Raw genomic sequence first — 12677 nt, 5'->3', positions numbered from 1 at the left:
CACCGAATCTCAGCTACGGGAGTGTGCCCACGTGCAGACAGAACAGGCCGCCGCCGATACGGCCATCGATGCCGCCCTCACCGACCTCGCCGAAGGCGAGCGGAAATGGTCGCGATTGCCGCTGAGCGGCAGACGCGCCCTGCTCGATCGGATGCGCGAACTGACCGGGAAGCACGCGCAGGAGTGGGTCGACGCCGCGGTGCGCGTCAAGGGATTGGACCCCGCGTCGCCCCTGGTGGGCGAGGAATGGATATCCGGCCCGTACGTGCTGGCCGCCACCCTGGACGCGGTTTCGCGCACGCTGGAATCGCTGGAGCGGGGCGTCAGTCCGCTCGCGAAGGCGAAGTTCGGCGCCGCCGGGGATCGGGTGACCGTGCGGGCGCTGCCGTCGAACCTGTACGACGAACTGCTGCTGAGCGGGTTCAGCGCCGAGGTGTGGTTGCGTCGGGGGGTCAGCTCGGCCGCCGCGAAGGCCGGCGCGGGGCTCGCTCAGCTCGACCCCGCCCGCACCGGGGGCATCGGGGCGGTGCTCGGGGCGGGCAACATCACCTCGATCGCACCGCTGGACACCCTCTACGAGCTGATCGCGCACAACCGGGTGGTCGCACTCAAGCTGAACCCGATCACCGACCCGCTGCGACAGGTGTTCGAGAAGATCTTCGCCCCGTTGATCGACCTCGGAGTGGTGCGCATACTCACCGGCGGCGCCGAGGTCGGCGGACGTCTGGTCACGCACGAGCGGATCGCCCACGTGCACATGACCGGAAGCGCCGCCACCCACGACGCCATCGTCTGGGGGACGGGCCCCGACGCGGCCACCCGGAAGGCCGCCGGAGCACCGCTGCTCGACAAACCGATCAGCAGCGAACTCGGCGGTGTGTCACCGACGATCGTGCTGCCCGGCGCGTGGAGCACCGCGGATCTCGAGTTCCAGGCCGAACACATCGCGACCCAACGGCTGCACAACGGCGGCTACAACTGTGTCGCGGCACAAGCGGTGATCGTCTCGGCCGATTGGCCGCAGAAGGATCGTTTCCTCGCCGCGCTCACCGCGGCGCTCGAGCGGGCGCCGGGACGGCGTGCCTACTACCCGGGCAGCGACGACCGGGTGGCCGCGGCCGGCGCCACCTATCCGGACGCGCGGCGGCTCGGTGACCACGGCGGGCGGCTGCTGGTGACCGGCATCGACCCGGCAGCGAACGAGGAGCTGTTCTCGACCGAGTACTTCGCACCGGTGCTCGGAGTGGTGGAACTGCCCGGCAGCGCCGCCACCTTCGCCCGGGACGCGGTGGACACGGCCAACGAGAAACTCGTCGGCACTCTCGGCGCCAATATCGTCGCGCACCCGGACACGATCGCGGAGCTGGGCGCGGAATTCGACACGATGATCGAGCGGCTGCGTTACGGCACCGTCGCCGTCAACGCGTGGACCGCCGTCGGATACCTGACCCCCACCGCGAGCTGGGGCGCCTATCCGGGACACACGCTCGACGATGTGCAGAGCGGTATCGGCATCGTGCACAACGCCTGGTTGATCGACGGGGTCGAACGCACGGTCGTCCGCGGCCCGTTCCGTCCCGCGCCGCGTTCAGTACTGCACCGCGAATGGGCGCTCACGCCCAAACCGCCCTGGTTCGTCACCAACCGGACTGCCGCGCGGACGGGGCGGCTGCTGGCCGCTTTCGCCGCCGACCCGCGTTGGTCCCGCCTGCCCGCCCTCTTCGCATCCGCCCTCCGCGGCTGAATCACGTCTGGAGCACATACCGATGAATGCCGATGCCGCCACGCCGTCCACCGTCGACTATGTCGTCGTCGGTACAGGTTCGGCCGGCGCGGTCCTGGCCGCCCGGCTCAGCGAGAACCCCGCGAACCAGGTGGTCGCCCTCGAGGCCGGGCCCGAGGACAAGAACCGCTTCGCCCACATCCCGGCCGCCTTCTCCAAACTCTTCCAGAGCGACTGCGACTGGGGCTATCTGACCACCCCGCAGCCCGCGCTGGGCGACCGCCGGATCCTCTACCCACGCGGCAAGTTACTGGGCGGCTCCTCCTCGATGAACGCCATGATGTGGGTACGCGGGTTCGCCGCCGATTACGACGAATGGGCCGACGCCGCCGGCGACGCGTGGTCGTTCGCCGAAGTCGTGAAGTATTTCGAGAAGATCGAATCCGTCGAGGGTGCGCGCGAACCCGATGAGGGACGCACCGGTCCGCTGCGGATTTCGCGCCAGCGCAGCGCCAGTTCGTGGACACAGGACTTCCTGGCCGCCGTCGAGTACGCCGGTTTCAAGAACGAACGGGCCAATACCGCGCAGCCCGAGGGCTTCTGCGAGACGATGGTCACCCAACGGCGCGGCGCCCGGTGGAGCACCGCCGACGCCTACCTGAAGCCCGCGCGGCGCCGCAAGAATCTGACCGTCGTCACCGGTGCGCAGGCGAGCCGGGTGCTGTTCGAGGGCACCCGGGCCGTGGGGGTCGAATACCGCAGCGGAGACCGGGTCCGCACCGTGCGGGCCCGCAAGGAGGTCGTGCTCTGCGGCGGGGCGATCAACACACCGCAACTGCTCATGCTCTCCGGCATCGGGGACGAACAGCAGCTGCGCGCGCACGATATCCCGGTGCTGCGGCACAGCCGGGAGGTCGGCCGCAACCTCACCGATCACCTCGTCTCCCTCATCGGGTTCGGCGTCGATTCGGGCACCCTCTTCGACGCCGAGAAACCGCGCCAGCTCCTCGATTATCTGATCCGCCGCCGGGGCATGCTCACCTCCAACGTCGGGGAGGCCTACGGTTTCGTGCGCAGCCGTCCCGACCTCGAACTGCCCGATCTGGAGATCATCTTCGGACCGGCGCCCTTCTTCGACGAAGGAATCGGGATCGCCCCGGGGCACGCTGTCGCGCTCGGTCCGATCCTGCTGAAACCGCGTAGTCGTGGCACTGTCACCCTCGCCGCCGACCCCGCGGCCAAGGTGCTGGTCGACCCGAATTACCTGTCCGACAGCGAAGGCGCCGACCGCGCCGCCGTCCTCGAAGGCCTGCGCATCGCCCACCGGATCGCGAACACCCGGCCGCTCGGGCCCGCCCTCGGCGGTTTCCTACAGCCCAAACGGGAACTGGCCACGCTGGACGAAACTCTCGAGGACGCGCTGACCTGGCATTCGCATACCCTGTACCACCCGGTCGGCACCTGCCGGATGGGCACCGATTCCGACAGCGTCGTCACGCCGGAACTGAAGGTCCGCGGCGTCGACGGGCTGCGGGTGGCCGATGCCTCAGTGATGCCGAACATCATTCGCGGCCACACGCACGCGCCCGCGGTGGTGATCGGCGAGAAGGCCGCCGACCTGATCGCGGCCGCTGATCGCTAGCTCCGTACCGGGGTCGCCGCGCGGTCCGCGGTGTCGATGTTCCGTGGTCCGGGGCGGGCCGCCCGCCCCGGACCAGGGCTCCGGTCCAGCTCGGGACTACGGCACATCGACTTCAGGCGGAGAGCCCCGTCCACTGGGTGGCGGTGTAGGGATGCCCGCCCACGACGCCGTTCCAGCGGCTGATCGACAATGTCAGATTCGTCGGTGCGGGCGAACCCGGGTGGATGTAGCCGCCGTAGAGACAGGGCAGCCGCGGCTTGCCCCGATGCGACTCCGGCCGCGTATCGTCGTGAACCACTTGGATCTTCTCGGCGGACCACACCGCGTCCGGCCTGGTGGCGGTGCGGGTCTTGATGCTGAGGTCGGCGCAATCGAAATACGACATCACATAGTCGGAGCCGATTCGCTTGACTGAGAGCTCACCGAGAGCGTTCCCCGGAGCGAAGAGCGGGGTCGGCGCATGCCGGTCGGCCGGGTGCCAGCCCCATTTCCCGTCGATATGCGCCCAGTTCTGCTGGGCGCCGAATTCCCCGTCGAAGAAATCGGCCGGATCGTAGCGGAACAGCTGGATGTAGCCGCGATCGTGGCGGTAGTGGTGGCTGCCGTTCCAGCGTTTGGCGAAGATATAGAGGTAGCCGTCCGGATCGATACCGGCGAACGTCCACATTCCGTACGGGTTCCCGTCGATACCCAGCGCCTGCCCGGGCCAATGGTGGTCGAAGTCGGTCCAGCTGGCAGCGTGGTCGTCGGAGTAGGCGACGCCCGAGAACGCGGAACCGTCGACAGCGGAGTCGGGCCGGACCCGAGTGTGCACCGAGGTGTATTGGATGAAGGTGCGCCCGCCGATCTCGATCACGTCGTTCGGGATGCGTGAGATCTCGGTGACGCCGAACCCGTTGTCCGCGTGGTGTTCGTAGTCGAACAGCTGCCCGGCGCGGCCTCCGCCGGGCACCGGGCCGGTGAATTCGATCGGGACGGCGCCGGAGGGGTCGAAGGTGTCCTGTACCAGCAGCAGCGGGGAGCCGAGATATACCCCGGTCTGGTCCTGCCCGCGCCAGCAGTCACCCCACAGGTAGCCCCAAGTGCCTTCGTGGGCGCGGTGATACGGGATGCACAGATCGCCCGATCCGAGACCACAGGTGTTCGCGGAATCGGCAGGATCGTCGCACAGTAGGGTGCCGTTCTGGGGTAGCTGGTCGACTGTCGGCATCACCTCGAGGGTAGCCCGACGCCGGAGACGCCCCCTTACGATCGTGGCGTGGAGATTCTCGAGGCGGTAGCGAGCCGGCGATCCATTCGTACCTTCACCGACCGCCCCGTGGCGCGCGACGTACTGAACAGGGTGCTGACCGCGGCCGCGCGCACACCGTCGGGCGGCAATCTGCAGCCGTGGCATATCTACGTTCTGACCGGTGACCGACTACAGGAATTGAAGAAGCGAATCGCCGACCGGGTGGCCGTCGGCGACGGCGGCGACGAGCCCGAGTTCGCGTGCTACCCGCCGCAACTCGGCTCGCCGTACCGGGAACGCCTCGCGGATATGGGATCTCGCCGCTACGGTGCACTCGGAATCGCCCGGGACGACACCGAGTCGCGGGCTCGGGCCCGCGCCGAGAACTGGAACTGTTTCGGTGCTTCCACCGCGCTGTTCTGTTATCTGGACCGCGATGTGCCCCCGCCGCAGTGGGCGGACGCGGGCATGTACCTGCAGACCGTGATGCTGTTGCTGCGGTCCGAAGGACTGCACAGCTGCACGCAGATCGCGTGGGCGGAATACCATCGCACGGTCGATCGGGTGATCGCACCGCCGGTGCGGCGAATGTTGTTCTGCGGTATGTCCATCGGCTTCGCCGACCCCGCCGCCACGCACCCGTACCTGCCCAGAGCTCCGCTGGCCGAGACCGTGACGTTCCTGGACTGAATCGTCGTCGCGGACCTCGGCGCCCGCCCGTCCGACCGCATCGGTCAGGGACGGGCCGGCGCGGAGTTCACACCGTGAACGTCATTCCACCGCCTCAACCCAGGTGCGCGGAGAGCAGCCAGGCCGGAACCGATTTGCGTCCGTTCGGCTCGTCGCGCAAACCCTGGAACGGGATCATGGGAACCTCCGCGGACTCCGCGTCGCGGGCGGGTAGCACGGCATGGATCCGGGACGGTTCTATCTCGTCGATCACCCAGTACTTCGCGACCGCGTCACGCAGTTCGTCGGCGGTGACCGGTGCGGGCCCCGGTCCGGGGATCTCCGGCAGCGCCGCCCGGTCGAAGACCAGGGCGAAATAGGAGGCTCCCGGCGCGGCGGCCCGCGCGATCGAGCGCAGGTAGCCGTCCCGGGAATCGACCGGGATCGAATGGAACAGCGTGCTGTCCACGACGGTGCCGAACCGTCCGTCGTAGCCGGTGAACGAGCTGATGTCGGCGACCTCGAACGAGGCGTTGTCCAGTCCGCGCCGGGCGGCCTCGCCGCGGGCCGACTCGATCGCCGTCGGCGCGAGGTCCAGCCCCACAGTGGTGAAACCGCGTGCGGCGAGATGCAGAGAGATCGCGCCTTCGCCGCATCCGGCATCGAGGACATCGCCGTGGAACCTGCCCTGCTCGATCAGCGCCGCGAGGGCGGGCTGCGGTTCCCCGATGCTCCACGGTGGCGCGACACCCGGCCCCAAGGGGCCGCCGTCGCCCCGGTAGACGGCTTCGAACTCGAACTCATCCGGTGTGGTCATTCCCCACGATTATCAGCCGGATCAGCACATGTACATGTAACCGACCAGCCGAAAGACACCCGGTCCGGGCGACCACGCAGTTGTTCGCTGTGAGCGCAATCACCATCGACGATATCAGCGGTAATCTTGTAATTAAGTAATTCCGCACCAGGCGAGAAGGTGAAATCCATGAGACACGGACATCGAGGACGTGGGTTCGGACGACCGGGCGGCTGGCAGCAGGCCGACCTGCCCGGGACCGAGGATGTGCCGGACTGGTTCGCGGGCAGGCTGCCCAGTGACTGGTTCACCGGCCGTCCCGTCATCGAGATCGATCGGGACGAGATCGTGGTGATCGGCGAACTACCCCTCCCGGAACCGGAGGCCGCCGACGACCAGGACAGCTCCGGGACGCCGGAGGACGGTCCGACCCGCACGGTCCCCACCGCGACCAAGGAGGGCGCGGTCTCCCGCTTCCGGGAAACCACCCGGGGCGCACGCATGCAGATCGCCGATGAAGCCCAGCAGCGCTACGGCCGCAGCGTAGCCTGGGGCGTCTCGGTCGGCGGCGACCGAATCCTGTTCACCCACCTGGCCGTGCCGGTGATGACCCGGCTGCGCCAGCCGGAACGCAAAGTACTCGACACCCTCGTCGACGCCGGCGTAGCACGTTCCCGGGCCGACGCCCTGGCCTGGACGGTGAAACTGGCCGGCCAGCACGCGGAATCGTGGCTGGAGGAATTGCGCGGGGCGATGCGCAAGGTCGAAGATCTGCGGGCCGAAGGCCCGAAGGGGGCGTAGTCCCCGGCGGCGAGGTGGGATTCCGCTACTCGGGCGGGGGCTGTCTCTGTAGCCATTGCCGGTACGTTTCGTGCCGGAACTGGTAGGCGGTGCCGTTCACTCGTAGCAACCCGCTGCGACGAGACCAGTCCAGGAAGACGGTGGGCCGAGCCGGAAACGCCTTGGTGAACCGGAAGACAAGGGTCGCGATGAAAAACCGTCCAGCCATCCTTCCGACCAGGGGAACTATTGTGAGCGCGACCATGAGTCCGAGCACGAGCCCGATCGTGAGCGCGTCCCCGGACGTGAGTCCGAGTACGACCGCGGATATTCCCCCGGCCGCGAGCCCGGACGTGAGCGCCGCGACTCCTCCGAAACGGATCGCGTCATAGCTTTCGTCGCGAATCAGCCTCGTCTCATCCTCCACCTGGCGCGCGGTGCCCAGTCCGAAACCGGCCGCGAGCCCACCGGCGAGTCCCACGATGAGCCCGGACTCGAGTACGAGCACGTGCGCGATCCCGATATCGACCCCGGCCATGACCCCGATAACAGGCGTTAACCCGAGCCAGAGCACGACCATCAGCCCCGACACGAACCCCACCACGAGCGCGTTTTGCCATGTGGATTCCTCGGGCGCACGCCGTTTTATATACCTCGGATCTGGAGGAGACTCGTCGTCCATCGCGACCATGAGCGCGATGCCGAGCGCGAGGATCAGCCCACCCGCAACCCAGCCCGCGACTCCGGATGGGCCCGAGCCCCTGAACCAGGCCGCGATCCAAATCGGGATCTCGGTCGTGAACCTGGCCGTAAGCCCGGACGCATTCACGAACAAGAACATGATCGTGGCAGGGATCATCACGATGGCAGCGACGGTGAGTCCGTGCAGGATGCGGCATCGGCTGCTGCCCGCGATTTCCCAGATCTCGTCGAGCCGGATGGCAGTACCGTCACGGCCGGTGTTGCGGCGGTTTTCGAGGCACCGGGCCAGTGACTGCATCCAGGCGCGGATATTGTCACCGGTGTACTCGCTATATTCGTTCTTCAGTTCGAGTTCGTGAATCGCAGCGGGGATCTGGGCGGCGAACAGGAGATCCTTGACGGCGTCGGCGGTGGTGCAGCTGCGCAGCCGATCGGCGGTGCCGGGGTCATGACGCAGGGCGGTAACGGCGAGGCCGAGCATCCAGGGGGTGTTCAACGCAGTCGCCAGCGGCCCGTCCGGCTCGTTGGTGACGCGGGTAGCGACCTGGGACCAGATCTCGCGGGTTGTCTCGGTGGCCCGCCGGGACTTACGGGTGAGGTGGCCACTGATCAGTTTGTCGGTTACTGATTGCAGGGTGACAATCGCGGCGCCGAACAGCCCCTTTTCCGTAGTCTCGAGTGACAGCGTCGTGAACTCGTCGGCGCGGCAGACGACAACGACCGGCTCGTTACACCAGGCCCCGTTGAGATGGTTCAGCAGCGCGCTGCCCCGCGATGCCTGACTCTCAGGAGTATCCATTTCGTCGAGACCGTCGATCACGGGCAGAATCCACCCGTCCTCGATCAACTTTTGTGCCATCTTCGGTCGCAGGTGCGGGTAGTCGTAGCAGAGCCTGGTGGCCAGCCAGTCGGAGAAAGCCTTCGTGCCGTCCCACCCCGCGGCGTTTACTCGCACAGGGAACGGTCGCTCGACGCGTTTCGCATCCGCTGACCCCGGGGATCGTTCCAGTAGTTGCAGCACCAGGAGATTCGCGGCGACGGTCTTGCCGCTACCCGCGTCACCTAGCACCAGCAGACGACGCGGTAGGTCGAGCGACTCGTAACGGCTCGCGATAGCGCACACATCGCTTTCATAGATCTCCATACCGGTCTTTGATGGAGAACTGACCTCGATTGCGACGGGCAAAAGGTCTCCCCGACCGCTGCGCAGATCCCGGCGCAACCGACTTTCCTTGCTGAACACCCTTCCGGCCAGGTCCTCGGCTGCCGCCGTGACCGACGCTGTGTCCGTAGGGGGTCTCCACCACCGCCACAAGGACGTCCCCCAATTGGCCGCCGTCACACCCGCCCGCACGACCGCCCCCTCGGTACCCGTCACACCAAACAGTTTGCCAGCCAATGCATGTCGGCACACTGTGATCGAACAACTGGACCGATCGACATGACGAGAAGCCCAGGTAAGCCGGGAGTCGCCGGATTGTCGATGCCCAGGCCTCGGCGGATGTGCGCAAACGCAGCCAGGGGACAAGGTGATCGATTCACTCCTCGACCTACTGGAGGCGAATGTCCGATCCACCAGCCCCTATGCCGCCCCATCCCACCGCCTCACCAGCGATCGAGCTCAGCGTCCTGCACGGCGGCGACGAAGCTGTCCCACTCGCGCGGCGTGAAGATCAGTGCCGGTTCCTCCGGATTCTTGGAGTCGCGAACACCGACTCCGTCCCCACCCAAGTGCGCGACCTCCACGCAGTCCTTGGCACCGGTGCTGTAGCTGCTCTTGAACCAGCCCTCGGCGGATAGGTCACTGTTCACGCTCATACTCCTCTGCGATCTCCCGAACCAGGGCCCGGCTACCGATCTCGTCCAGGGCCCGTCGCCTGATCCGACCTCGAGCTGTCCGACCAACGGGTCGAAGAATCCGGTTAGGAAACCAGACGCTCCAAGTCCTCGAATACCTGACACCGGCTCCGGCGGCGACCGGACCGTAGACCGCCGACAACCTAGCCCCCGGCGCGGCGCACGGCTTCTCCGGCGTTTCACACCGGGCCGGCCCATCCGGTCGACCTCGACCCGTGCTCCGTTCCCGGAGCACCTACCGGGCGTTCAGCGCGGCCCATCCTTGCGGCGGATTTCATCGGCACGGGCGCGCAGGGCGCCGCCGACGAGTTCCCGGCCTTCGGCTACCAGGTCGAGCACCTCCCAGGAGGCCTTACGGGCGGCGCCGCCGAGGATATCGGCGATCGCCCCGCCGCGCCTGCGCGCCGCGGACACCAGCTCCTGGGTCAGTTCATTCGTGTGTGCCATGTACTTTCGAAAGCTCCTCAGTGAACAGGTGTGATCCGAATGTGAAGATCATAATAGACCTGCACGTCTCCACTCCTGGAAGATCAATCAGGATTGAGAGTACATGTGTGCTCCGAGTTTGAATACAGTCGTCCGGAACACGATGACCCGGCACGCTCGGATGCACCCGCGGGTCGATCCCTGGGCGGCGCGGTGGTCAGCGCGCCGCTTCCTGGACAACGTCGGCCAATTCGTCGTCGAGCCCGACCCGCACCAGCGCCGCGGCGAAGTCGGCGGCGCTGTCGCCGGGTACCAGGCGCGCGAGCTCAGCGGGGTCGGTGGGGAGGTCGATGCGTTGCGCGCCCCGCACTGCGCGCTCGTCGAAATAGGGACGCACCCAGGTCCACACCTCCTGGACCTCACGCAGAAAGATATCGCTGCCGGTCGGGCCGATCCCCTTGAACTGCTGGATCAGATCGGCGGCGCGTCCGGTGTCGCGGTCGGCCTCCTCCGCAAGTTTGCGCAGGTCGCCGTCGTATTTGTCGAGCACCGTGGTAGCTGCCGCACCGAGTTGGGTGGCCGTGCTCTCGTCGTAGCGACGGTAGTGGCCGCGTCCGAGCGCGTCGACCAACTCCTGCCAGTCCGCGTCGGCGACCTTCCGCGGGGTCCGGTAGCCGCTGTCCACCAGTTCCGTCGTCGCGGCGATCGCGAGATCCGCCGATATGCGGGCGCTGAGCAGATCGGTCAGCATCAGCAACTGGAACAGCGGGGCCGGTTTGTCGGCGAGCCGGATACCCGCTTCGGCGGCATAGGTGCTGCCCGCCCGGTCGAGCAGTGCGTGCACTGTCTTTCGCTGGCTCATCGCGCCTCCCTTCTCGTCGGCGCATACCCGGCGCGGACCGGTTCACACCGCCGAACGAGCCGTGACCGTGCGGCTCGCGGCCCCGGCTCGCGGCCCCCGGCTCGCGGCCCCCGGCTCGCGGCCCCCGGCTCGCGGCCCCCGGCTCGCGGCTCGCGGCTCGCTAGGCTGTCCCGTCGTCCGTGCGTTCCGGTTCGGTGGCGGCATCCAACCAGCTCGTGTCCATCCCGGCCGTGCTCCCCGGGTACGCCGCGGCCGCCGCCTGCAATATCATCGCCGCGGCGGCCGCCCCCGGATCGAGGACACCGCGCGCCACCTCACCCACATAACTCGCACGCCCGCGTTTGGCCACCAGTTCTACCGTGCTCGCCGCGCCGCGCACGCCCGCCGCGGCGGTCGCCTCGAGTGCCGTGGCCGGTTCCGCGCCGCCTGCGGCGAGATCGGCGAGCGTCGCGGCGGCCGGCGCCAGCGCGTCGACCATCGTCTTGTGCCCGACCTCGGCCTTGCCGTACTTCTGCACCGTCGCGAGCCCGGCGGCGAGGCCGGCGGACAGCTCGGTCAAGGTGGGCTCCGAACCGGCTGCGCAGCGGGACAATTCGCGGAAGAACATCCCGAACAGGGGTCCGCTCGTCCCGCCGGTACCGAGAAAACCCCGAGATACCGCGGTCAGCCGGCCCGCGTAGTCCCGGGGCTGCTCGGTCTCGATGCCCGCGCGCGCCCGCCGCAGAGCCGCGGCGATATTCGCACCGAAATCGCCGTCGCCCGCGCGCCGGTCGAGGTCGGCCAGGACTTCGGTGCGATCGAGGAACGCGTCGAACATGGTCTGCACCCAGCGTTCACCGAAACCGTCGGGCAGTGGTCGATCGGTCATCGTGGATTCCTTCACCAGGTCAGGGCGGGAGTGCGCACGGCGGCGTCCCACAGCGGAAGCAGGTCGGCGTCGGCGGGCAGCAACGTGACCGAGAGCCCGACCATATCGAGTGAGGTCACATAGCTGCCGACGAGCGACCGCGCGACCGCGACGCCACGGTCGCGCAGCAGATGATGGACGGCGCGGGCGGCGATGGACAGCTCGATCGGATAGGCACCGCCGAGACCGTTGACGATCGCGATCACGGATGACCCGCGCGCGGGCGCAAGCTCGGCCACCAGCGGTTCCACCAAGCGGGCGGTCAGCGTGTCCGCGTCCGCGAACGGTATGCGCCCGGTACCGCGTTCGCCGTGGATCCCCACGCCGAGTTCGACTTCTCCGGGGTCCAGCGTGAACCCGGGGGTGCTGTCACCCGGATGGGTGCCCGCGCTCAACGCGAAGGCGAGGGTGCGCGCGTTGCGCGCGACCCGACGTCCGAGTTCGGCGACCTCGCCCAGCGCGGCTCCCGCCTCGGCGCTCGCACCACAGATCTTTTCGACCGCCAGCACGGCGGCGGTTCCGCGCCGCCCCGGTCCGTCGTCGCTCTCGGTGGCCAGATCGTCGTCGACGAGCACGATCTCGGTGGCGACCGAATCGTCCTCGTCGGCCAGTTCACCGGCGATCTGGAAGTTGAGCACGTCACCGGTGTAGTTCTTCACGATCTGCACGACGCCCCGGCCGGAGTCGGCGGCCACCGTTCCCTCGTGGACCTGCAGGGCAGTCGGGCTGGCGAAGACGGCGCCGGGCACCGCCACATCGAGCATGCCTCGTCCCACGAAACCGGCGTGCAGGGGTTCGTGTCCCGATCCGCCGCCGGAGACCAGGCCGACCTTGTCCCGTGCGGGCGTGGCCCGGGTGACGATGCCGCGCTCGCGGTCGTAGGCGATAAGTGTGGGGTGGGTCAGTGCCAGCCCTTCCAGTGCTTCCTCGGTGGCGTCCTCGGGACGGTTGAGAATTTGTCGCCGCACGCGCTGTTCTCCTTCGATCAGCCGTCGATCGATACCGATCTCGTACTGCAAGGACAATACTGGCTCTACTCACCGTCTCGGACCGCGGAAGCGGAGTCGGATATATCCAGCACA

General features: G+C 67.9%; 10 protein-coding genes and 1 pseudogene. 4 read left to right on the top strand and 7 right to left on the bottom strand.

Annotated elements, in window-relative coordinates; genetic code table 11:
• Window positions 1-31: 31 nt before the first annotated feature.
• Window positions 32-1744: an aldehyde dehydrogenase family protein gene (locus OG804_RS05655; protein WP_328394579.1), complete on the top strand. Its 1713-nt coding sequence runs from the start codon at window positions 32-34 to the stop codon at window positions 1742-1744.
• A 22-nt stretch (window positions 1745-1766) separates the two neighbouring features.
• Complete coding sequence (locus OG804_RS05650) at window positions 1767-3365, top strand: GMC family oxidoreductase (RefSeq protein ID WP_328394577.1); 1599 nt, start codon at window positions 1767-1769, stop codon at window positions 3363-3365.
• Between the two features lie 112 nt (window positions 3366-3477).
• Here OG804_RS05650 and OG804_RS05645 read toward each other — a convergent pair whose 3' ends face one another.
• Window positions 3478-4575 (bottom strand): DUF4185 domain-containing protein, encoded by a 1098-nt coding sequence (locus OG804_RS05645; RefSeq protein ID WP_328394575.1) that lies wholly within the window; start codon window positions 4573-4575, stop codon window positions 3478-3480.
• A gap of 48 nt (window positions 4576-4623) precedes the next feature.
• On the opposite strand from OG804_RS05645, the gene OG804_RS05640 reads away from it, so the two are divergent.
• Entirely contained in the window at window positions 4624-5286 is a 663-nt protein-coding gene (locus OG804_RS05640) for a nitroreductase (protein ID WP_328394573.1), read from the top strand.
• A 94-nt stretch (window positions 5287-5380) separates the two neighbouring features.
• Here the strand turns inward: OG804_RS05640 and OG804_RS05635 are convergent, their stop codons facing one another.
• Complete coding sequence (locus OG804_RS05635) at window positions 5381-6082, bottom strand: class I SAM-dependent methyltransferase (RefSeq protein WP_328394571.1); 702 nt, start codon at window positions 6080-6082, stop codon at window positions 5381-5383.
• 168 nt (window positions 6083-6250) lie between these two features.
• Between OG804_RS05635 and OG804_RS05630 the strand changes: the two genes are divergently transcribed.
• Complete coding sequence (locus OG804_RS05630) at window positions 6251-6862, top strand: hypothetical protein (RefSeq protein ID WP_328394569.1); 612 nt, start codon at window positions 6251-6253, stop codon at window positions 6860-6862.
• Between the two features lie 25 nt (window positions 6863-6887).
• Here OG804_RS05630 and OG804_RS05625 read toward each other — a convergent pair whose 3' ends face one another.
• From OG804_RS05625 to OG804_RS32300, 5 genes and pseudogenes are all read right to left on the bottom strand, one after another.
• A complete protein-coding gene (locus OG804_RS05625; RefSeq protein ID WP_328394567.1) occupies window positions 6888-9071 on the bottom strand; it encodes an NACHT domain-containing protein in 2184 nt (727 codons plus the stop codon).
• 77 nt (window positions 9072-9148) lie between these two features.
• Entirely contained in the window at window positions 9149-9355 is a 207-nt protein-coding gene (locus OG804_RS05620; protein ID WP_442941750.1) for a DUF397 domain-containing protein, read from the bottom strand.
• 291 nt (window positions 9356-9646) lie between these two features.
• Window positions 9647-9847 (bottom strand): hypothetical protein, encoded by a 201-nt coding sequence (locus OG804_RS05615; protein WP_328394563.1) that lies wholly within the window; start codon window positions 9845-9847, stop codon window positions 9647-9649.
• Window positions 9848-10043: 196 nt separating this feature from the next.
• Window positions 10044-10688 (bottom strand): endonuclease, encoded by a 645-nt coding sequence (locus tag OG804_RS05610; protein WP_328394560.1) that lies wholly within the window; start codon window positions 10686-10688, stop codon window positions 10044-10046.
• Between the two features lie 244 nt (window positions 10689-10932).
• A pseudogene (locus OG804_RS32300) lies at window positions 10933-12563 on the bottom strand (dihydroxyacetone kinase family protein); the annotation flags it as partial.
• Between the last annotated feature and the right edge of the window lie 114 nt (window positions 12564-12677).

The sequence above is a fragment of the Nocardia sp. NBC_00416 genome, from assembly GCF_036032445.1.
In the GTDB taxonomy this organism is placed as follows: domain Bacteria; phylum Actinomycetota; class Actinomycetes; order Mycobacteriales; family Mycobacteriaceae; genus Nocardia.
This window is presented reverse-complemented; position numbering and strand designations above follow the sequence as displayed.

Bases quoted from the DNA above. Each gene is read 5' to 3' on its own strand.
- OG804_RS05650 (WP_328394577.1), top strand. From the start codon at position 1,767: ATGAATGCCGATGCCGCCACGCCGTCCACCGTCGACTATGTCGTCGTC.
- OG804_RS05645 (WP_328394575.1), bottom strand. From the start codon at position 4,575: ATGCCGACAGTCGACCAGCTACCCCAGAACGGCACCCTACTGTGCGAC.
- OG804_RS05635 (WP_328394571.1), bottom strand. From the start codon at position 6,082: ATGACCACACCGGATGAGTTCGAGTTCGAAGCCGTCTACCGGGGCGAC.
- OG804_RS05630 (WP_328394569.1), top strand. From the start codon at position 6,251: ATGAGACACGGACATCGAGGACGTGGGTTCGGACGACCGGGCGGCTGG.
- OG804_RS05615 (WP_328394563.1), bottom strand. From the start codon at position 9,847: ATGGCACACACGAATGAACTGACCCAGGAGCTGGTGTCCGCGGCGCGC.
- OG804_RS05610 (WP_328394560.1), bottom strand. From the start codon at position 10,688: ATGAGCCAGCGAAAGACAGTGCACGCACTGCTCGACCGGGCGGGCAGC.